The 21,801-nt window shown below is 57.2% G+C and carries 17 protein-coding genes; 6 read left to right on the top strand and 11 right to left on the bottom strand.

The window, feature by feature from the left end:
* Positions 1–48 precede the first annotated feature (48 nt).
* Complete coding sequence (locus tag E8K88_RS06180; protein ID WP_136405784.1) at positions 49–1,464, top strand: sigma 54-interacting transcriptional regulator; 1,416 nt, start codon at positions 49–51, stop codon at positions 1,462–1,464.
* Between the two features lie 160 nt (positions 1,465–1,624).
* Complete coding sequence (locus E8K88_RS06175) at positions 1,625–2,878, top strand: glycosyltransferase (protein WP_136405783.1); 1,254 nt, start codon at positions 1,625–1,627, stop codon at positions 2,876–2,878.
* A gap of 122 nt (positions 2,879–3,000) precedes the next feature.
* On the opposite strand, the gene E8K88_RS06170 is transcribed toward E8K88_RS06175, so the two are convergent.
* Complete coding sequence (locus E8K88_RS06170) at positions 3,001–3,846, bottom strand: AraC family transcriptional regulator (RefSeq protein ID WP_136405782.1); 846 nt, start codon at positions 3,844–3,846, stop codon at positions 3,001–3,003.
* Positions 3,847–4,126: 280 nt separating this feature from the next.
* Here E8K88_RS06170 and E8K88_RS06165 point away from each other — a divergent pair, with 280 nt between their 5' ends.
* On the top strand, positions 4,127–5,806 hold the full coding sequence (locus tag E8K88_RS06165) for a 2-isopropylmalate synthase (RefSeq protein ID WP_136405860.1): 1,680 nt from the start codon (positions 4,127–4,129) through the stop codon (positions 5,804–5,806).
* A gap of 612 nt (positions 5,807–6,418) precedes the next feature.
* Here the strand turns inward: E8K88_RS06165 and E8K88_RS06160 are convergent.
* Complete coding sequence (locus tag E8K88_RS06160; protein WP_136405781.1) at positions 6,419–7,732, bottom strand: CitMHS family transporter; 1,314 nt, start codon at positions 7,730–7,732, stop codon at positions 6,419–6,421.
* A gap of 707 nt (positions 7,733–8,439) precedes the next feature.
* Positions 8,440–9,375 carry a DNA/RNA non-specific endonuclease gene (locus tag E8K88_RS06155; RefSeq protein WP_136405780.1) on the bottom strand — a complete coding sequence of 312 codons (936 nt, stop codon included), beginning with the start codon at positions 9,373–9,375 and terminating at the stop codon, positions 8,440–8,442.
* Between the two features lie 661 nt (positions 9,376–10,036).
* Here E8K88_RS06155 and E8K88_RS06150 point away from each other — a divergent pair.
* Positions 10,037–10,750 carry a Crp/Fnr family transcriptional regulator gene (locus E8K88_RS06150; protein ID WP_136405779.1) on the top strand — a complete coding sequence of 238 codons (714 nt, stop codon included), beginning with the start codon at positions 10,037–10,039 and terminating at the stop codon, positions 10,748–10,750.
* Between the two features lie 51 nt (positions 10,751–10,801).
* Here E8K88_RS06150 and E8K88_RS06145 read toward each other — a convergent pair whose 3' ends face one another.
* Positions 10,802–11,104, bottom strand: a complete 303-nt coding sequence (locus E8K88_RS06145; protein ID WP_136405778.1) for a DUF4148 domain-containing protein — start codon at positions 11,102–11,104, stop codon at positions 10,802–10,804.
* A gap of 621 nt (positions 11,105–11,725) precedes the next feature.
* On the opposite strand from E8K88_RS06145, the gene E8K88_RS06135 reads away from it, so the two are divergent.
* Positions 11,726–12,487, top strand: a complete 762-nt coding sequence (locus E8K88_RS06135; RefSeq protein WP_136405777.1) for a hypothetical protein — start codon at positions 11,726–11,728, stop codon at positions 12,485–12,487.
* Positions 12,488–12,507: 20 nt separating this feature from the next.
* On the opposite strand, the gene E8K88_RS06130 is transcribed toward E8K88_RS06135, so the two are convergent.
* Positions 12,508–13,359 carry a siderophore-interacting protein gene (locus E8K88_RS06130; RefSeq protein ID WP_136405776.1) on the bottom strand — a complete coding sequence of 284 codons (852 nt, stop codon included), beginning with the start codon at positions 13,357–13,359 and terminating at the stop codon, positions 12,508–12,510.
* 1,229 nt (positions 13,360–14,588) lie between these two features.
* Between E8K88_RS06130 and E8K88_RS06120 the strand changes: the two genes are divergently transcribed.
* Positions 14,589–15,233: a response regulator transcription factor gene (locus E8K88_RS06120; RefSeq protein WP_136405775.1), complete on the top strand. Its 645-nt coding sequence runs from the start codon at positions 14,589–14,591 to the stop codon at positions 15,231–15,233.
* Between the two features lie 247 nt (positions 15,234–15,480).
* Here the strand turns inward: E8K88_RS06120 and E8K88_RS06115 are convergent, their stop codons facing one another.
* The 6 genes from E8K88_RS06115 to E8K88_RS06090 all read right to left on the bottom strand — a co-directional run bounded on the left by E8K88_RS06115 (position 15,481) and on the right by E8K88_RS06090 (position 21,666).
* A complete protein-coding gene (locus E8K88_RS06115; RefSeq protein WP_136405774.1) occupies positions 15,481–16,896 on the bottom strand; it encodes a purine-cytosine permease family protein in 1,416 nt (471 codons plus the stop codon).
* Positions 16,897–16,914: 18 nt separating this feature from the next.
* Positions 16,915–17,988, bottom strand: a complete 1,074-nt coding sequence (locus E8K88_RS06110) for a porin (RefSeq protein WP_240754360.1) — start codon at positions 17,986–17,988, stop codon at positions 16,915–16,917.
* Between the two features lie 159 nt (positions 17,989–18,147).
* Positions 18,148–18,633 carry a nuclear transport factor 2 family protein gene (locus tag E8K88_RS06105; RefSeq protein WP_136405773.1) on the bottom strand — a complete coding sequence of 162 codons (486 nt, stop codon included), beginning with the start codon at positions 18,631–18,633 and terminating at the stop codon, positions 18,148–18,150.
* A gap of 66 nt (positions 18,634–18,699) precedes the next feature.
* Positions 18,700–19,047: a hypothetical protein gene (locus E8K88_RS06100; protein ID WP_136405772.1), complete on the bottom strand. Its 348-nt coding sequence runs from the start codon at positions 19,045–19,047 to the stop codon at positions 18,700–18,702.
* Between the two features lie 14 nt (positions 19,048–19,061).
* Positions 19,062–20,264, bottom strand: coding sequence for an aromatic ring-hydroxylating oxygenase subunit alpha (locus tag E8K88_RS06095; RefSeq protein ID WP_136405771.1), 1,203 nt, complete (start codon positions 20,262–20,264; stop codon positions 19,062–19,064).
* A 73-nt stretch (positions 20,265–20,337) separates the two neighbouring features.
* Entirely contained in the window at positions 20,338–21,666 is a 1,329-nt protein-coding gene (locus E8K88_RS06090) for an acetamidase/formamidase family protein (protein WP_136405770.1), read from the bottom strand.
* Positions 21,667–21,801 lie beyond the last annotated feature (135 nt).

Raw genomic sequence — 21,801 nt, 5'->3', positions numbered from 1 at the left:
TATGCATTCATATGCATGCAACGATGAGACAGAAAGAGAAAGCCCCCAATGAATCTTGACGAACTGGTCATATTTGTCTGGGAAGGACAAGCAGACATCGCCGACCGGATCGACCGCTGCGTGATGAACCTGGGCGTGGATGTGATTCGGGCCGATGGCTTGAACCTGTCAGCCGAGACGGGTGAATTCGGCAATGCGATTGCCATAATCAGTGTCACGGTGCTGGAAGGCGCGCGCTTTACCCGTCAGGGGATTGAAGGCAAATTTGGCATGCCAGTGCTCTGGGTCAGTGCCAAGCAGCGTGATACCAGCCCCGGCAGCTATGCAATGGAGTACTCGCATGTGCTGCCATTTGACTTCACCGGCGCGGAGCTGCGGGCGATGCTGGTGCGCATTTTGCAAAGACTGCACAGCAACCAGACGCCGGTGCAGCGCTCGGGCGACATCATCGCGCATGCCGAGTGCATGAAAAGCCTGCTCAGCGACGTAGAGACCTTTGCCGACTGCGAGCACAGTGTGCTGATCATGGGCGAGACGGGAGTGGGCAAGGAACGCATTGCCGAGCGCCTGCACGAACGCAACAGCCATTACGGGCGCGGCCCGTTTATTGTGGTGAACTGCGGCGCGATTCCAGATGGTTTGTTTGAATCGCTGTTCTTTGGCCACGCCAAGGGCTCGTTCACCGGTGCAGTCGCTGCGCACAAAGGTTTTTTTGAGCAAGCCAACGGCGGTACCTTGTTTTTGGATGAAATCGCTGATTTGCCGCTCTACCAGCAGGTCAAGCTGCTGCGCGTGCTGGAAGAGCGCACCATCTGCCGCCTGGGTTCCGCTGCCGCGGTGCGCCTGGACTTCCGCCTGGTAGCTGCCACCAACAAATCACTGCGGCAATTGGTGCAAGCTGGGCAATTCAGGGCCGACTTGTTTTTCCGACTGGCGGTGATTGAGCTGAATATTCCCAGTCTGGAAGAGCGCGGCGAAGCCGACAAGCTGGCCATTTTCCAAAGCATCCTGCAGCAAGTCATTGGCGACGAGCTACTGGCGCAACTGGGCGACACGCCCTTTTTCATCCTGGATGCGGTCGCGCAAATGTATTTCCCTGGCAATGTGCGCGAGCTGCGCAATCTGGCCGAGCGCATTGGCGTGACCGTGCGCCAGCTGGGCCAATGGGAAGGCCATGGCGCGGTGCAACGCATTCTGGACCAGGCGCAAAACCTGGCAACGCACCCTTCGGCTCCGATAGAGCAGCCTGTGCTGGCCGATCGGCGCAACTGGGACCAAGACGAGCGCAACCGCATCATCGCCGCACTGGATCTCAATGACTGGAAGCGCCAGCACACGGCCGCCTACTTGGGTATCAGCCGCAAAGTGCTGTGGGAGAAGATGCGCAAATACCAAATCACCGATGGTGAGCCAGAAGTCCCCATGACTGAGCGCCAACCGCTGGACTTTCCAGCGCAGCTTTAAGAGCCTGTTCATCATCTCCATGCTGCCGCGTTGAAACATAAAAGGATGCCATGCGCGGCAAAAACCACAGTCGCGCTGGCTGCCCGGCGAGGCTTTTCAACACAGCAGTGCGCGCTTTGGGCTTCACCCCGAAGGGCAAGACACCTACCAGAACAACACCGTGAATAAAAAGCCAACTATTGTTTTCGTCAGCGCCGTGTGCCCCGCACAGCACAGCCTGCTGTGCCAGCACTTGAACGAGACCGGCCTGGCCAACAGCTGGTATTTGACCACGCCCGGCCATGCACAAAAATACGCAGACACCTACCGCAACCTGCTGGGCTTTCAGCCCGATGGCAATATTGTTGCGGCGCAAAGCTACTACTACACCGACAAGCTCGAACGCTCAGCGCGCATTGGCCGTGGCGTGCTCAAAGCCATCCAGGAGTTTGAGAAAAAACAGCCGATTGATCTGATCGTTGCCCACTCGCTATGGGGTGCGCCGCATTTCTTATACGGCGAGACCAATGCCGCCATCGTCAGCTATATCGAATTTCCCAGTTACAAGGCACACGGCTGGGATGCGGCCTACCCGCCCGATCTGGCCCAGCGCATGGGCGACCGCAATATGGAAATGCTGCACTTTCACCAGGTGCTCAACAGTGACTTGACGATTGTGCCCAGCCAACACGCTCGCAGCCTGTTTCCTGACAGCCTCAAGCCCCATATTGCCGTGCAGTTTGAAGGCTTTGACATCCAGCCCCAGCCCAGACCTGCCGATCGAGTCGATACCCGCTTTACCGTGGGCTTTGCCGCGCGTGACCTCTCCAGCGCCAAAGGACTGGAGACTTTTGTGCGGCTGGTAGACAAGCTGGTGCAAGACGGCGACGGTCAGGCGATGCGCTTTGTCGCGATTGGCGATCCGCAGGCATCGACCTATGGCTACGAACAGCAATGGGTCGAGCGGCTGCGCAACCCGGCCATCAAGAGCTTTCTGGACTACTTGTTCAGCATCTACCCGCGTGCGGCCAAAGCCATTGAGCTGTATGGCAAGCTACCCTACGAAGAGTTCTCGGCCATGCTGGGCTCCATTGATGTGTTTCTCTACCCGCTGCGCTGGGGCGTGGCCAACTGGGGTCTGATGGAGATTCTGGCGCGTGGCGGCTGCATCATTGGCGCAAACTGGGGCTTTGTGCCCGAGCTGATTGAGCACGATGTCAATGGCATGCTGGCGCCCGATTCGGACGAAGCCTGGCTGGCTGCGATTCGCCAGTTGCAGGCGGACCCAACACGGCGCGCACGCTACAGTGCTGCTGCACGCCGCACTGGCGAGGCGTTTCACATCTCCAAAATTGCGCCGCGCTACATGCAGCTGTTTGAGCTGGCCCTCGCCAAGCGCCAGGTGCAGGCCATGGCGACACGACGCATCGGCTAAACACGCTGGTTGCGCATGCGGCCAACGCGGGCCGCAGCACAGTGGTTGGATGGCCCGCCAAAGCGGGCATGGTGAGAGCCATTGCAAACGGCCACCCTGCCACTGCTCCAACGCAACACTGTTTACAGTGGCTGGCGCAGCGACATGGGATCTGCCACATCAAGCTTGTTTTTTAAAGACTTGTCAAACTGCGATGGTGGATAGCCAAATTGTTTTTTAAACGCGACCGAATAGGCGCTGAGGCTGTCGTAGCCGCTCTCAAACGCGGCGTGTGTCATCGACCTGCCCTGCAGCAGCGATTGGATGGAGCGCATCAAGCGCATGCTTTGGCGCCATTTGCCCAGCGTCAGGCCGGTACTTTTGACAAACCGGCGCTGCAGGGTCTTGGCCGTCAGTGCGTAATGGCCGGCCAGTTGCTCGGCACTCCACGATTGCGCAGGCTCTTGCATCAAGGCCGCACAGATCTCGCGCAGCAGCGGCTCCTCGGGCCAAGGCAAGTACAGCGGCAAAGGGGCTGCGCTTGCGACCTCCTCCACCAGCAACAGCCCCAATAAGCGCTCACGCGCTTGCGACTGTCCCTGGTGCGGCAGTTGCACCAGCTCAGCAATCAGCTCGCGCACCAGGGGCGAGACATGCACAACGCAATCGGCAGCAGGCAATGGCTGGCACAGCGCCTCATCAATCAGCAGGCCATGCGCGCTGACAGCCGTCACCGCCTGCAGTTGGTGCGGCACACCGGGGCGCAGCCACACGGCCGTGGTGGGTGGCACCAGCCACTGGCCCGAATCCGCCTGCACCAGCAAGACCCCGGTGGAGGTGTAAATCAGGTGGCCTCGGGCATGGGCGTGCCTGGGCACGACAAAACCTTGCGGATAGTGCTCCAGCACGCCAGTGACCGGCAATGCCGAGCACTGTGCCTGCTCCAAGGGCAGCGCATTGCCGCCATGCGCTGGAGATGCAAAACCCATGATCAATGTCCAAAAAGATAAAACCAATGGGATATTTTAGAAAGATCAACCATGCACCATCCGCTTAAAGTGCCTGTATTGCCTTTTTGAGACCTTGACCATGAACTTCTCGCACCAGCTTGCGCTATGCCTATGCACTCTGACCATTCGTCGGGGTCCGTTCGCATGCGTGTGCGATCTGTTCCACTCTGGTTTCCCCAGACCCCGACTGCACTAGCCCACTGCCCGGAGCAGGGAAACCAGAGATTTCATGAACGTGTTCATCATCTCCGAGGTTTCCATGTTGACTCACCCAGCTACCAAATACCCTGCCTACCCTGTCGTCGACTTGCCCCAGCGCCAATGGCCATCGCGCCGGTTAACACAAGCGCCGATTTGGCTCTCCACCGATTTGCGCGACGGCAACCAGGCCTTGTTCGAGCCGATGAATCGCGAGCGCAAGCTGCGCCTGTTTGACGAGCTGGTGCGCATCGGCTTCAAGGAGATTGAAGTGGGCTTTCCGTCAGCCTCGCAGACCGACTACGACATCGTGCGCCACCTGATCGATGGCAGCCTGATCCCGCCCGATGTCACACCAATGGTCATCACCCAATTGCGCGAGGACTTGATTGCCACCACGGTGCAAAGCGCAGCTGGCGCGCGGCGCGTGATCGTGCATTTGTACAACGCGATTGCGCCTGCGTTTAGGCAGATCGTGTTTCAAAAAGACGTGCCCGAGATTATCGCGATGGTCGAGCACCATGTGCGCTTCCTCAAAAGCCAGTGCGAACTGCATCCCGAAACCGAATGGGTGTTGCAGTACTCACCCGAGACTTTTTGTATGGCCGAGCTGGAAGTCTCGCTGGCCGTCTGCAACGCGGCCATCGCTGCCTGGGATGCAGGACCTGAGCGCGCGATGGTGATCAACCTGCCCACCACCGTAGAGGTCAGCACCGCCAATGTGTTTGCCGACCAGATCGAGTGGATGGATGCGCGCCTGCATCGGCGTGAACACATCGTGCTGTCGGTGCACCCGCACAACGACCGCGGCACTGGCGTGGCCTGCGCCGAACAAGCGATGCTCGCTGGCGCACAGCGGGTCGAGGGCTGTTTGTTTGGCAACGGCGAGCGCAGCGGCAATCTGGATGTGGTGACTCTGGCCTTGAACCTCTACACCCAAGGCATTGCGCCGGGTCTGGACTTCTCGGACATCGCGGGCATTGCCCGCATTGCCGAGGCATGCACGGCCTTGCCGATCCACCCACGCCACCCGTATGTGGGCGACCTGGTGTTCACAGCCTTCTCAGGCTCGCACCAGGATGCGATTGCCAAAGGCTTTGCCGCGCAGCAAGACGGCGCGCCTTGGCGCGTGCCGTATTTGCCGATTGATCCCAAGGACCTGGGCCGCACCTACGACAGCATCGTGCGCGTCAACAGCCAGTCAGGCAAAGGCGGCATTGCGTTTTTGCTGCAGCAAGACCGGGGCATTGTGATGCCAAGGCGTATGCAAATCGAGTTCAGCGCGATCGTGCAGGCGCTGGCCGATGCCAGCGAAACCGAGTTGAGCAGCGCACAGATCTGGAGCCTGTTTGAGGCCACGTACCTGCAGGCACACCGCCAGGGCCAGCCGCTGCAGTTCACCGGCTACCGTTTGTTTGATGCGGCACAAGGCCAGGGGATTGTGCTGCAGTGGCGCGATGCGCAAGGCCAGGCTGTACAGCGCCAAGGTGTGGGCAATGGCCCGATTGCCGCCTGCGTCAACGCGCTGGGCTTGCCGCTGCGCATCGACAGCTTTGAAGAGCGCAGCCTGGGCACAGGTGCAGACAATGAGGCACTGGCGATTGTCGAGGTGGTCTGGCCCGGTGTGGCGGGCTCGAAATTTGGTGCGGGCCAAGACGCCAATGCCATCACAGCCGCGGTGCTGGCAGTGCTCAATGCCGCCGCCCGGTTTGAGGGCATGGCCGCAACCATAGTGGCGTAGAGCCTCTTTACGATCTTTACGCAGCCGCGTTGAGATGGTGCATCGGCCCAAGATCATTCGACGCGGAACCGGCTTGTTCTGAGCGCGTGTTGAGCAGGTTGAACACGGCAACTCAAAACACCAGCACCAAGAACCCCTCGCACGCCGCTGCCGATTTCGCGCTCCATCAAATGCAGCACCGACTCCGACGTGGTTTGCGAGATAGCGCCTGGAAAAGTTGCCGTCACATTGATCATCGGCGGCGCGACCGAGGCCAGCTGCGCTCCAGGAAGCCACGTGATGGAGGCCGCACGGCCCGTCGAGCGTGATACAGCTATGGCTGTTCAGCGCATGCGGGTGCGCAGACTGAGCAAGCCCGCCATGTCGTGCAGGCTCTGTGCCCGCGCCCCGCGCCTGGTTTTACGATGGCAAAAAGCCAAGCGATTTGCCTGGCCACGGTAACGGTAAAAGACCCACAGCCAACTGCTGCGGGCAGCCAGGACTTTTTTTTCTTGTGTTCTACATGCCTGATGCGACAACAAACACGGTTGGCGGGCGCAATGGGCCTGTGGCGGTTTTGCCGCCAACAGGTGCTTAAGCCATTGCGCACAGCCAATTAGCACAAGGCGCTAATCAAAACAGGCCCAGCACATAACCACAACCGAGCAAGGCAAAGCTAAAAAGCCAAATCCAACCAAACGAATAACGCAGGTGCTTGCCCATATCGATGCCCGCCAGCCCCATCGCCAGCCAAGTCGCAGGCGAGAAGGGGCTGATAAAGGTGCCCGCATTATTGCCAATAGCCATGGCATACACCACAGCCTCAGGCGAGACACCGGCAGTTGCCGTCACCTCCATAATCACGGGCAACAGTGCAAAGTAGTACGCATCGGTGCTGGTAAAAATGTCCAGTGGCACGCCCAACATCCCCACCACAATGTGCACACTGCCAATCCATGCAGCAGGCAAGACGGTGATCAAGTCCAGCGCAATCGACTGCAGCATGCCGGACTCGGACAAGACGCCTAAAAAAGCGCCCGCAGCAAAAATGATCGCCACCATGCTCAACGCCTGTGGGGCGTGGCGGCCAATGACCGCCATCTGGTCCTTGGGTTTGGGGAAATTCACAATCAAGGTCAGCGACAGCGCCAGCATAAACACGTAAGGTGCCGACAGCCACCCCATGGCCAAACAGGCCACAGTCACAATGACGACGGCGATGTTATAAAAAAAGTGTTTGGGCCTGGCTTGCTGCGCCTGGCGCTCTTGTTCTTGCACCTCTGGCAACATGCAGTCTTGCTCAAAAGGCGTAGTGCCAGCCAATTGGGCTGCCGCAATGCGGCGCTTTTCACGCAGCCCGAACACCGCCGCAACAGCGACCATACAAGCGACCCCAAAGATCTGAACCGGAATCAGGCTTTGCCACAACACCGAAGCATCAATGCCTGTCACGGCAGCAGCACGCCCCAACGGCCCTCCCCAGGGCACCATATTCATCACCCCCATGCTGCCAGCCATCAGCAGCAGCAGCAAATACGGGCTCATGCCCAAACGCTTGTAAAGCGGCAGCAATGCGGGAATGAGAATCAAAAATGTGGTTGCCCCTGAACCATCCAAATGCACGGCTGCTGCAATGAGCGTTGTCATCATTGCCACCACCACGACATTGCCCCGTGTCATGGTGACCATGCCCTGGATCATCGGATCAAAGACATGGAGCTCCTTCAAAATACTGAAAAACAAAATGGCAAACAAAAACATCGCCGCCACTTTGGCGACCCGGGTCAGTCCGGCCTCAAAAAATTGGGATATTTCTGCCAGGCTGAATCCTGCCAATAATGCGCCCAGTAATGGAACAACCGCCATTGCAATGATGGGACTGGTTTTCCCAGCCATCAGCAATGCCACAATCACCACAATAATCAACACACCTATCAAGGTTAACACCGCGCACTCCTATTAATCATGCCAAGCCATCAGGCTGGGCATGCACTGCACGCAGTGCCGTGGCCTGCTGTGCAGCAATTACGAATAAATCAAATTGAATTAAATTTTTAAAAGGCCGCAAGCCTTCAAGAGACTGTTCACAATCACCCGCAAACGCGCAAGGCACGAAAAGCAGCAGTACAAGACGCCTGTTGCAGCCCATACGTCTGTATAAGCTGCAACAGGCAATCCAGTAGTGCGCTTTTTGTGCCTTGCCTTTTGGCACTTCAACGCGGCTGCATGGAAGTGATGAACAGGCTTTTAGCCCTATGCACCATTGCAACGCAGGTAGCGTGCGAATAGTTCCTTGCCCTGAAAAACAAGCCTATCTTCGTGTGCGGCAACTCAAGCACTGCGTTTGGCTTCAAGACCAAACATCGGTACAAGTTAAAAAATATTAATTAATGATTAATTAACATTTAAAATACAAAATCTATCCCAATGGGATTTCAGCGACCTCATATTTAAATCAATTTTAAAAGCCACCATTCTAGGCAACAAACCCTTCCAACGGCCATGCAGCCAAATCCGCATTAACCCTAATAATGGCTGCTAATAAATAATATTTAACATTTATTCTCAGAAAAACAAGACTCTGCAACACATGAGTGGCACTACACACAATGCCAATTGCTGCCCGAGCAACATGGTTGTTGCAGAGCCATTCCTTAGCGATTGGGCAAAAAATCAATCTGCATGCGCTGTGACAGTTCGCGGTAGGAAATGGGCCGCATTGATTGTTCACCGGCTGCGTTCTGCTGCCAATGCGCCCATGAGCGCTGGGTATTGGCGTCATAAACCAACTTGAACAAATGGCTGGGCACAGCCACGCCTGAAGGGCCAATGCGTGCCACCCGGTTGGCCTCATATGCTGGGCCGGTGAACACAAATACATCGCCCCTGGCACGCATCACGTATTGGCGGGTGTCTTGCTCGATCTTGCTCCATGGGCCACTGTTATGGCTTTGGTTTTGCGGCACCATATTGGCCAGACTAAAGCTTTGCGCCATCGCCGCATTACTGGGCATGTCAGCAGCTGGCGCCATATGGCCACGCGAAAAGCCCGAGCCGCGGTAGTCTTCGAGCAAGGCACGCGCACTGCTGGGCAGCCGCGCCTCTGGGTAGAAGCGGTCGCTGCGGCTGATTGCCTTGGCCGCCGTCAAGCTGTTGCGATTGAGCCGCTCCACCACATACACGGGGGTTTTGGTGTCGGCGTTATAAAGAATGGCAAAAGCATCAAAGCACAAGGCATAGCTGACTGCTTTGACGCGATGCACAACTGGAGGCACGCCGTCTGGGAAAAAATGGCGGCATTGCGCAAAGTCCGCTGTCGCAGCGGGTGCTGGTGCTGGTGCGGGCACACCACTTGTGCCTGCGGATCTGACCTCGTAGCCAGCCAGCACAGTATCCAGCCATTGGCCCAATGGCAGTTCCGCAGGCCAATACGCACGGAGTTGCGCTATCTGCGGCTCCAGGCGCTGTTCAACTGAGGCCACCCATGGCAGCTTGAGCGCCCAACTCACAGCCACAAATGACACCAGCACCGACAACACCAGAGCCCGCCAAAAGCCCCCTACGAGCCAGCCTGTGGTTTGTCGCAGCATGCTGCGCTTGCGTGTGACCAAACGATTTTTCCGACTGCCTGATGCCATGTACTGCTTGCCAACCCCGAAGCCTTAGAGCCTGTTCTCAATCTCCGCGCAGCCGCGCAAGGCACAAAAAAGAGGCAGTGCAAGGCGCCTGTTGCAGCTCATACGTCTGTATGAGCTGCAACAGGCAACGCCGCAATGCGCTTTTTTGTGCCTTGCCCTTGGGGTTGAAGCCCAAAAGACGCACTGCTTTGTTTAAAAGCCTCGCCGGGCAGAGAGCCCGACTGCGGTTTTTGCCGCGCATTGCATCCTTTTGGGTTTCAACGCGGCTGGGTGGAGATTATGAATAGGCTCTGAGAGCCTGTTCAAAGAGGCTAAAGGGCTGCGAGTATGCCATTATCTGAGAGCAGTTTTTTGGAGCTGGCGCAGATTGGAAGCAGTGCGCTTGATACACAGCGGTCATGCTCAAATGCAAGTGTGACGGCATGTGTCCACGGCAGGCAATTCACAGCCCGAGAGCAAGCCACTTAACACGCCAAAAATCAGGGAACACTTCACTGAGTCAGTTACAGCAAAACCATGGCTGACACAACGGCTTCTGCCTGCCGCGCACGGAGCCGTTTGAGCCGCTCAAATAGAATGGCGTCACCCCCCAGTCAACCTTTAATGCACAATCATGCACTCTACGCTTTTGACCAGAGATGGCCAATTGGATGTCTCCATCCGGAGATTGCGTAACTGTCAGCTGTTTGATGGCATGGACGATGTCCGCCTGGCAGAAGTCGCGCGCTTGTGCACGTGGCACAAACTCGAGGCGGAACAAATGGCAGAAGGCCGTCCCGACGAAACCTTCTTTATCATTTGCCACGGCAAGCTGCGGGTATCAGCGCTGTCAGCCAATGGCCGTGAAATCATCTTGACCGACTTTGACGTGGGCGAGCACTTTGGTGTGATCACGCGCATGGATACGGACTCTGCAGCTTTGCAAGTTCAGGCCCTGGAGCCTACTTTGCTGGCCAGCCTCACACGTGAAGACCTTGCCCTGATCATTCGTGACGATACCGTATTCAGAGAAGGCCTGCTGCAAACCCAGCAGTGCGTGACCGAGCGTTTGGTCAAACGCTTGATCGAGCTGGGCACCTTGAAAATCTCAGGGCGCCTGTACAGCTGTTTACTGCAGCTTGCAGAACGCGCCGGCATTGTGAACAACCAAGCGACGATCCGCCCTGCCCCATTGCATATGGAATTAGGCGCGCGCATTGCAGCATCGCGCGAAGAGGTCAGCCGGGAATTGGCCCGCTTGCGCAAGCAAGGCCTGATCAGCTCCAGCCGACATGCACTGGTACTGCTGGATGTAGCTGGCTTGAAAGAGCGGCTGCAGCAGCAATAAGTACAAGCGCTTAAACTCTGGCTTGGGTTGGGCGCCCAAGCCACGCCTGCATTACTGGTTGCCCAGCTTTGTCTGCAGCCTCTGCACGGCCTGCTGGAACTCAGGGCCGCTGCGCAGGCGGTGGTATTCGCTCAGACTGGCTTGGTAGTCGGCATTGAGCTTGACGTCTGTGTAGCCAACTTCGCTAGGGTAACGGTTCATGCCTGCACGGTCCCACATTTCCAAATCAGCCAGAACCTCAGCGCGGGTGGTTGATTGGCTGTTTTGAACGGCTAATGGCTCAGCGGCATTGGCTGCGTTTGCAGCGCCCATGACAGTGGCAACACAAGCAATTGCGAGCAAGACTTTACGCATAAAAAAACTCCTTCATGAGTGCGACAAGCACTTTTTCATAACGGAGGCAATTGTCGTTTATACCAGCGCCACAGGTCTGTGTGATTTCTCACTCTTTGAGTAATTTTCTTAATATGAAAATACACGCCGCGTTTCTAGCAATGCGCTACGGTACAACAGGACTTGCCCAACACCGCGGCGCTGTCCAAAGTATGCACAAACCACTTTGACACCGCGCTCTACCCAGGCGGCCAAAGCCCACTGTGGGTCTTGGCTGCATCGCAAGACTCGATTCGCTTGAGCGAAGCGTTCAACCGCGCCGGCAAGCCGTTTGGTTTGCGTTTAGTTTGCCATCCACCTGGCGCGCTTGCGAGCGACCCAATCGGAGTCAGGCATGCTGGAGGTGGCACGCACAGCCACATCAAAGCCCTCGTCAACAATGTCGACGAGTCGGCCTGTCAAGATGATGTCCAGATGCATCCGCTGGTGCTTCGGCCCCCCACAAAGGCGCAATAAACGCAGCCATTCATGTTTTATGATTGAAACGACAATTCTTGCGCTCACAGTCTGCACCAAGAGCCATTTCATCATCTCAAAAGTGGCGCTGGCCACACTCCCTAACCTGTTCTGCGAGCTATTGCCATGACCAGTCGTGAACGTTATCAATGGCCTGTTTCCGAAGCAATCACGCGCCGTATCGGCACGGCCAGCTTCGGTGCGCAGCGTGCAATTTTTGAAGACCAGCAATTGCTGCTGATCCTGCATGCACCACCCCAAACCGGCCAACCGCGCCAGCATGAGATCTTTTTGCGCCTGCCAGACGATGAACCCCGTGGTGTCTGGCTCTATAAAGGCCGCAAAGGCGGGCAAGCAGCAATGGCCGATTTGCTCGCGCGCTACCAGAGCGCCTACGACCGCCTCAGCGATGCGCTGGACGAAGCCGAGACCTCTGCGGCCTTGTTTGCCATCATCGGCGACTGCATTCCGCTCACTCGCGCGGCTGCCAACTTACAAAAAGCCATTGAAGCCGGGCGTGATGCGGTCAAGGACGATTTGTGGCTGATCGACCAGCGCGACAAAGTCGTAGAACTCGCGCGCAATTTCGAGCTATTGCTGGCCGATGCCCGCTTAGAGCTGGACTACCGGCTGGCGCAGGCCGCAGAGCACCAAACCCGCGCCACTGAAGCGGTCACGCGCGCGCAGCGCAAACTCAACACGATTGCCGCGCTCACTTTCCCGATCATGGCCTTGGGTGCGGCCTGGGGCATGAACCTGCATTCAAGCTGGGAAGCGGCCTCGCCCGTGCTGTTCTGGCTGGTCATTGCCATCGGCTTGGGTCTGGGACTCATAGTGCGCCATTGGGTCAATCAAGACGATTCACAAGCGGCTGACTCGGGCCACTGATAGCCTACGTGCAGACGCGGTCACTCATGCGTCTCGTGCGTCGCAGCCGAGCCTTTGCGCCAGTAGCCCGAGGCACGCACCCAGCGCGGATTGGCCTGGCGTTCAGTAACCAGATGCTCACGAACCGCCTTGGCTGCCAGTGACTCACAAGCGACCCAGGCATAACAATCACCAGCAGGGAAGGTTTGGGCGCGCAGTGCATCCAACAGCGCATTGGCGCTGCCGTTTTGGCGGTATGCCCAAACGATTTCCACTTGCGCAGCACTGGGCAGCTCAACCCGGTCTTCAGGCGAATCGACCTCAGCAATGACAAGCGCTGTGGCACTGGCTGGCAGCTCTTGCAAGCGGCGCCAAATGGCCGGCAATGCCGTGTCATCCCCCACCAGCAAATGCCAGTCATATTCGGTCGGTATCAGAAATGAGCCACGTGGCCCGCCCACGCCCAGCTCATCACCGGGCTTGGCGCGCTCAGCCCAGGCAGTGGCCGGGCCTGCTTCGTGCAAGGCAAAATCAATTGTCAAAGTCTGACTCTGCGCATCAAAGTGGCGCGGCGTGTAGTCGCGTGCATTCGGGCGTTGCGCGGCATCACCCCAATCGATTTTGCCGTCCTCTCGCACCACCGGCAGCGTCAACTGGCCAGTCTGGGGGTCAGGAAAAATCAGCTTGGCATGGTCATCAAAGCCGGGGCTGGTAAATCCAGCCAAGGCCTCGCCGCCCAGAGCAATGCGAATCAAATGCGGGGTAATACGCTCGACCTGCGTGACTTGCACACGGCGCATGTGCAAGGTATGGCGCACGCGCTGGGGTTGGCGTGCAGCAGCGAGCGCTTCGGCGCTGAGAGGGGATGGTGTTGTTGGATCAAGAGTAGTCATCTGATCTGCCTCAAAAAATAATAAAGAAGTTGGCTACAAACTCGGCGCCTCAAATACGCCTGATCAGCACGTCTTGCACCGCCGCAATACAGCGCGCAAGCCCATGCCTAGTCGTTTGCTGGCTGCGAAGGGAGTTGTTCGATCCGGCTGGTGGGGATCGAAAAATCACTCAAATCCTCACAAACAAAGGATCTTGATGCCAGGCTATAAAAAGATGCCAACAAAAATACCAACAAATTTTCAAGTACTTATCATCTACTAAAGCCAAACGCATCTAAAAACTGCGAAATGATCGTTGCAGCATGAGGGCAGCGCCGCCGCCCCATATCCGCTACTGCGGCGCGCACAGTATAGACTCCTCAGCTTACCTCCTTCCCAGCGAGTACTGCCCACATGCAATATGGCCTAGCCAATGCTGCGGCAATCATCCAGTCATCTAACCGCATGCGCAGCAATTGCCTGCACCAGTGGTGTGCACTGCCGCAATCTTCCATGACAATCAAGCACCTGGCTGATAATAGAGTGCACCATAGCAAGAACTTGCTGCGCTCAATGGCTGGGTTTACCTTGGGCATCAACCGCGTTGACTTGCAGCACATGCTGTGCGAGATCCACACTGAATCAGTTTGCTCACTTCCCAAACGACAACACCCGCACAATGCGGGTGATTTTGTTTTGTCGCAGTGCTGCATCGCCCTCCCGCTTGACTTTAAATCACGTCACGCCAATTCAGCGCGCAGGCGATTGACGATCTGGTTGTCCTTGCCCAAACCAGAGATGTCAGCGTGACGTCAAAGCCTCTATCCAGCAGTCAGAATGCCTGATGAAAGCCGCTCTATCCGCCACCGATAACTGCTACTTTCGTCACGATGGCTGTCCTCTGCATGGAACGGGTATAGCGTAGGAGCGGAAGACGAGGCGGTAAATGCGATCGACTACCTAATCTGATAGATGAAAGCACTTATTCGGATTCTGTACGCCCGCAGTTTGTCCTTGTACAGAGCCGATTCCACGGGGTTCCAGCACTCAGAAAACATGGGGGGCCGGAATTTCCCGATTGTTGTTGCAGCGCGAGCAAGACTAGAATTTTTCGCACAACGCTGAACGATCAGCCCCCACGAAAGAAGCACAATGAATTCGGCAATCCCAATCCGCGCACAGCACTCTCACGGGTCTGGGAACGTGTTCACATGGCTCACCCAACAACACAGAACCATCAGGACAGCTGCATGAACCCAACTTGCCACACTGGCAACGACCGCGAACACGAGCCTAGGGTCTATGTCGTCGATGACGATGAATCTGTGCGCGAATCCCTGCGCTGGCTGCTGGAGTCGGTATGTCATAAGGTGGAGGTATTCGCCAACGGTCGCGAGTTCCTCGCCGCTGCCAATCCAACGAAGCCAGGATGCATGTTACTGGACCTGCGCATGCCCTACATGGGCGGTTTCGAGCTGCAGCAGACCATGCGCACATCGGGCTTCACTTTGCCCATCATCTTCCTGACCGCACACGGCGACATTCCGATGACCGTGCGCGCCATGAAGGACGGAGCGTATGACTTTATCGAGAAGCCCTTCAATGATCAGAACCTGCTCGACAAAGTGGCAGGTGCCATCAAAGTGGGGCTGAACGAGTATTACAAGGCCAGAGCCAACGACCAAACCACGGACTTGCTCAGCCAGCTTTCAGCGCGCGAACGCGAAGTGTTCGATCTGCTGGTAGAAGGCCTCGCCTCCAAGGTCATCGCTATTCGGCTGAACATCAGTTACAAAACCGTGGAAGTGCACCGTGCACATATCCGCGAAAAGCTGGGTGCCACGTCTTTGGCGGAGTTGATAAGGCTAGGTATGCGCAGCTCGGCGCAGTCTTGAAAACATTGGTCGTGGATGCGCGGACTGAAGAAATCAGGGGCCAAAGCGACAACCCAGGCAATAGGCATAGTGCTGGCATCACCATCACAGAAAAAAAACAAAAACCCGATCCTTAAACGCGGCCGGGTTTTTCAATTGTGTGCCCAGCATAGGCGCACACCTGAGGGTGCAAACCCCTCCATGAGGCTCAATACTGTCTCGGAAATCCTGGTCGATTCAGGTGGAGGCCCGCATGCCAATCAGGCAATCAGACTGCGGTTTTCATCTTGCGCAACATGGAAATTCTGAGCAATGGATAGAGCACAAAGGATGTTACAAGCGAAGTAAAGAACTCAATCGGCACATACGATTGCAACACATAGTGCGCCAGCACAAACCCGAGCACCACAGTGATCACACCTGCCCAGTTGATATCTTCACCCACTGGCGCCGAATATCCTAGACGTGGTTTGACGAACAGGTAGTCAGCAATGATGATTCCCGCGAAACATGTGGTCAGCACACCCAACACAGTGATGAAGGAGTTGAACCAATCCAGAATCGACCCGACCAGCATCAGGCACGCAAACACATTGGTGAGAATCACGAACGTGAAACGACCGGGACGCCAATTAAACAGCACGTCGGCGAGATTGGTGAGCGACAACGATGCGCTGTAGGTATTGAGCACTTGCGCCTTCGACTGTGCAAACACCATCAGCAAGGTACCCAGCGCACCACCGAAGATGATGAAGGCCACGGCCACGCTATCAGGGCTTTGCAGAGCCAGTGCACGTGCTGCGGCTTCGGTCAGCCCCCCAATATTGACATGGTGTTGGATGATCTGGTCCATGCCCGCATACATCACGATGCCGCCAATCGCCACCATCACAATGTCCATAAACACGTTGCCGATGACGGCAGCAATGGCGATGTCGCGCGATGACTTGGCATAGCGCCCCAGGTCAGCATCGATCAATGCAAGCGCCCCCGCCGAACCGATCATCACGTTCACACAAAAGCTGAACTTGCCTAAGTCAGTATCCGCCCCCATTGCACGCAGCATCTCTTCAGGCATCTGAGCGCCGAACTGCGTGACGGATGCCCAACTCTGCCCCGAAGAGGTGATGACTTCCACCATCATGTACACCAGCACAGCGAGAAAGGCCACCAGCGTGATCGACGATACGCGCGCCACCAGCTTGAAGCCGAAGGCCGTGAGCAGAATCCATGCCAACGTCAAGATGCCATAGATCAGCAAGCGCATGGACACCGTATCGGGCTGATTCAGATAGAACAGAAAGCCCTTGTATAGCAGCGCATTTTCCAAGGCGATGAAGCCAGTGATCATGAAGCCGAACACCAGCGCCATCAACGCCGATCCGCGGTAGCCAAAGCCATGTTCGCGCGACAACACCGTACTGGCCAACCCCGTCTTGTACGCGATGTGTCCTGCTCCCCAGCCCAGCAGCGCGCCGACTATGGCGACGAAAACGCCAGCTAACATGCCGATCTTGATGCCCGCGACGAATGTCACGAGCGCGCCGACGAACAACTGGATCAGCGTGGTGACGATGCCCGCTGTGCTCCAAGACAATTGGAGCCAGTTCTGGCGTTCGCTATCGGGCACAGCTTCCAGCGCGTGGTCGTCGGTGCGGGAGTTGAGTTGCGTTTCATTGTGCATGATGAATCCCCTTTTCCATCAGAAGAAGTGGCGCATACCGATGCGCAATGCGGTTTGGCTGCGTCCGTCGGAAGCACCTGGCAGACCGGCAATCCAGGCATGGGTCTGGCCGTTGCCGCTGGTGCGCTGGTACACCACGTTGGTGTAGATGTCGGTACGCTTGGAGAACCAGTAATCCAGCGTCACACCGAACTGATGTGCTTTGTTGTCCGCCACCTGCGCATTGCCCTTCATGAGCTGATAGTCGCCGCGCAGAATAGTCGCGGGGGTGATCTTCCAGTCAGCCCCCACCTGATAGACACCGACGCGCGCGTTGGTGAAGGTGTTCCGAGTGTTGGTGTAGATCGCATCCACCTGCCACGTAGGCGCCGTGTAGCGACCACCGACACCCCAGTTGCGAATCCCGTCCTTGCCATCATTGATGGACGCATCCTTGGCATATGTGTATGCGGCGTTTGCGCCCCACGGTCCGCGTGCATAGTTGATCGCTGCGCTGACCGTGCTCTTGGTGTCGAGCGATCCGACCTTCTCGCCCATTCCGTACAGCACGCCCGCGTTGAAACCGTTGAAGTCGTTCGTGACGAACTTGACCGAGTTGCGCACGCGGAATGCGCCCGCAACGCGGTTGAAGTCCAGCCCACCATAAGGAGTTCCGAGTACTTGGAATGGGCCCTGCTGCAGGTTGTAGAGACTCACGTAAGGCAGCGATCCGGCAAGGCGTGCGGCGGACAGTGACTCGAACATGAATTCATACTGGTACCCCATGGTGAGCGTGCCCACGGAACTGGCCAAACCCACGTAAGTCTGGCGCGTGAAGCCGGTGCCGCCGATCATTTGGCCCTCCTCGAGACCGAACTGACTCTCGAGCTTGAAGATGGCCTTTATGCCTCTGCCCAGATCCTCACTGCCTTTGAAACCGAGCAGATTCGGGATCTGCATGCCTGTCGCAAAAATGGTGTTGCGCGAGCCATTCTGATTGCTGATGGAGGTAATGCCCGCGTCCAGCGTGCCATAAATGGTGACGTTGCTCTGCGCAGCCGCCGCTAACGGCACCCCAATGGCTATCATTAAAATCCATTTGGCGTTTTTCATCTCTCTGTCTCCTTGGTTGTAATTCGTACAGATCGTTTGTGAGATCGTTTTTTGGGTGCAGCATGTCCTGCGCATCCTTCGGCGCATATCGGGCAAGTGTCATTTCGCGGTATGCGCAGGTCGGATCTGCGCGTCTATGTCTGCTCTTTGTGTGCTGCTTTAGCCAAGCGGCAACCACGCGGCATCGTGGCGATGGACCAGTCGCAGGTTGAGCTCAACGCGTTCGAAGCACCAACGCCCCTTTTCGACGATGACCTGGCTGTCGTACTCGCCACCGATCCAGTGCGCAACAGCGGGCGCTTTCCCGTCGGAAGGATCCTTGATTTGTGCGAGTTCCCACAGATGCCAGCGACATCGTGCCTTACGCAGATCGTCATCCACCTCGATGATCGGGACCGTCATGTAATGCATACTCCACACGATCTCTTCCTGACCGATGCGTGCGAGTTCTGCAGCGATTTCGTCCCTACCCTGATGTCGACCAAAGCCCCTGGCCGACCACTCAGCCTTGTGGCTGAACAACGGCCCCATCAAGGCAGCATTGTTGTGGCGATCTGCGCCGTGGGCATAACGCCCCACGAGTTGCTGAATATCAGTGATCGCCTCCAGGCGGGCGATGCGCTGACTGAGTGTTCTGGTGACCATCAATAAGTCTCCGGATGAGTGATCCACCGCTCCGCAATGGCGCAGCGGATCGCGCAAGGACTGCGATCAGTAAGCGAGCTCACCGTGCTCGGCCACGAAGCGGGCCTCATCGAACGCATATGGCACCTTGGGGTCACCACCATACAGTTCGATGTGTGGTGCAACCTCCGCGAGCGACAGTGCCAGTGCCATCAGGCGGGCCTCCTTCTCCGGCAGTTGACCGAGTGGGAACTCGTCCACTTTCTTGAGAATAGCAGGCAGTTGCGGCAGCATGCTGTCGTAGAAGCTCTTGAGCTGTGAGCGTGTGGAGGTGATGCGTTGCCGCTGGCGCTCGTTCTGCGTAGGCAGTGCCCACGCGACAACCAGTGGCTCCAGGCTCGCAAATCCTTCGGGAAGCAGATTCTGTGTAGTCATTTCCATTGTCTCCATCATTGTTCGATGTACTGTTTGAGCACCTTGTAGCCATGACGCAGCAAGATTTCCTCATCCTGCAGGAACATGTGCTGCTTGGCACCGGATTCGAGCGCCGCGTGGGTATCTTCCATCGTCGCAGTGTCTTCCAACCACGCATTGCGCTGCAGCACCTGAGCGAACTCGGTGGCCCAGCGCTCGCTGTTGGTCTTGGCGGGTTTCACGTAGTACTTGCCCTCCCACATCGTCTTGTTGTGCGCAACAGGCCAGAACTGGTGCGTGAACCAAATGCCTTCGGAGATGTGGATCAGGATGCTGGGAAACACTACGCTCAGTTCGAACGAGAAGTCGTTCTGGCGGCCTGGATTCACACCCGGGGGCAACATCGACGAGCCTCGTTGCGACACCAGCGATGCGCCGGTGATGCTATTGGCAATGCCTGCTACTGGCGTGGGCTTGGCGTTCAGTGACAGGCAGATGCCGGTCGTGCGGTGTTCGCCGAACAGTTCCACATCGGACAAGCCGCTGGAGAACACGTTGGGGAACGAGCCCGCATGGATGGTGGAGACGTGGTAGGCCTCCGAGAACGCGTCCAGCGCGATCTTCCAGTTACAGTCGAGCATGGTGTTGTAACTGAACACTTGGCTCATTTCGGCGAACGGATAGCCAGCCAGGTGCGTACCCATGCCGCCCAGATATTCCTTGAGCGAGCGATCTGGCTTTTCCGCCAGGTTGATGAAGATGAAGCCTTCCCAGACATCAGTGTTTACAGGCGTCAGACTGCCCTGCGACTTCTCGAAGCACGGTGGGAAGCGCTCTTCTTCGGGCACCTGTACCAGCGCGCCTTTGGCGTCATATACCCAGCCGTGAAAGCGGCACGTGACAACAGCGGCCTTGTTACGGCCAAAGGTTTCTTCACCGTGCTCCACGATCACCTTGTTTCCGCGGTGCGAGCAGGTATTGTGAAAACCGCGTATCACGCCGTCCTTGCCGTGGATGAGGATCACCGAGGTCTTGGCGAAGTGAATCTTCTTGACCTTGTAGTCGCCCACGTTGGAAATCTCTTCCACACGGCCGACCTTCAGCCAAGTCCGTGCGAACACGCGCTCCTTTTCGCGGTCATAGAATTCCGGTGCGATGCAGGGCTCCACCGGAATGGGGTCGGTGCCCAGATCAGGGAACTTGTTGGCCCACCGTAGGGTTGAATTGTTAGTCTCCATGACGATACCTCTTCAAGAAATGGGAATGGCTCAAATGGCCAGGGGGGGGGTGGTTGGTAATGCTTCTTCAGGCTCAGGCCTGGTGATCGAGTCCATATTGCGCGCGAGCCAATTGCGCAATGCCAAGACGCTCCAGAATGGGCATGGGACACAAGAACGTGACACGTACTACACCAGGCAGACGGCTGATTTCGATGGAGCCCGCAATCGTTGCCCGATTCAGGATCTCGTCGTATGGCAGCCCCGTAACATCCGCAGCTCGCTGCAGGCCGTTCTTGGTGGCGTCGTTGAGGTTGGCTGCCGATCCAATGAACGTGATCGGCGCGTTCTCTTCGATCTGATGCTGACCGTAGCGCGCACCCAGTGCCTTCACATGTGCGCGCTGTGCTGCGGTCATCGGGCGAGCCATTGGTGGCAGGTCATCCGGGCGTTGCAGCAGGATGGGGCCGTCGATCTTCAGGCCCTTGATTACCTGCACATTCAGCTCTACCTCGCCCGCCACGTCGGTCGCGTGACCCGCGATCTCACCATTGCCCTGCTGAGCGTGCATATCACCCATGTACACACCAGCGCCGGGCACCTTCACGGGACAAATCAGAATGGCTCCTTCGCGCACGCTGTTGGTGTCCATGTGGCCATCAGTCTTATTGGCCTCAAGCGTTTCGCGGCTCATGCCAAAGGCGTGCGGCGCATCAACCAGGAACGAGCCAAAGTCACCGGCGTTATGCGAGTCGGGCATGTCCACCGAAGGAATGGTGCCGATATTGCCAAGGAAAGGCTGCATGTGCGCGGCCAGACCGCTCAAATCCGAACGTGCGAGCGAGAGAATGGAGTGCTGCTCGGAAAGTTCAGGCAGCCGCGCCAGTTGGTCGGGCATGCCTGCGATGCGCTGCGCCGCATCCTTGTCCACGGTGAGCGATACGCGGTTCTCGCTGTCCAGCACGATCACGTAGCCGTGGCTAAAGCGGAACGCATTCACTTCCGCGCCGCAGACGTTGCAGCGAATGGCGTCGTCACCTGTGCCTTCCACGTGGCTTGGCGGGCTCTCAGTGCCGCACGTGGTGCAGCGCTTGGCAACGAATGGGTCGCCCAGGTAACGGCCTTCCACGAATTCCATCACACCCGACGAAGTGGCAAGCGACGTGACCGCGCAGCGCTCGATCTTCAGCGCTACCGCATCGCCCACTTCAGCATTTTCCACAGCCACAGGTTGCGAGACCTCATGGCCGCCCTGGAAGATCGGCGTGATCATCGGGCCCCAGCATCCGGGCGGCGTTCCGGTCACGATACGCCCCCCATCCTTGACAGGCCCCAGCAAGGTCAGGCTGGGGCCAATGACACCCCGCGTAAATGAGGTCACTCGGACGACGTCCTCGGGTGCCATGGCTGTGGTTGGGTTCATCAAAGTCTCCTTGTAGTGCGTGCGAAACGTGGGAATTCGGCTTGCAGTTAAACATCCGTTAGTGCAGTTCTCATAATGTAAGAAAATGCGGCTGTGCCCGTTATCCGGTCGGATCACTAACGTGTTAAGTGCTAA

It is taken from the genome of Lampropedia aestuarii (assembly GCF_004803635.1).
In the GTDB taxonomy this organism is placed as follows: domain Bacteria; phylum Pseudomonadota; class Gammaproteobacteria; order Burkholderiales; family Burkholderiaceae_C; genus Lampropedia; species Lampropedia aestuarii.
This window is presented reverse-complemented; position numbering and strand designations above follow the sequence as displayed.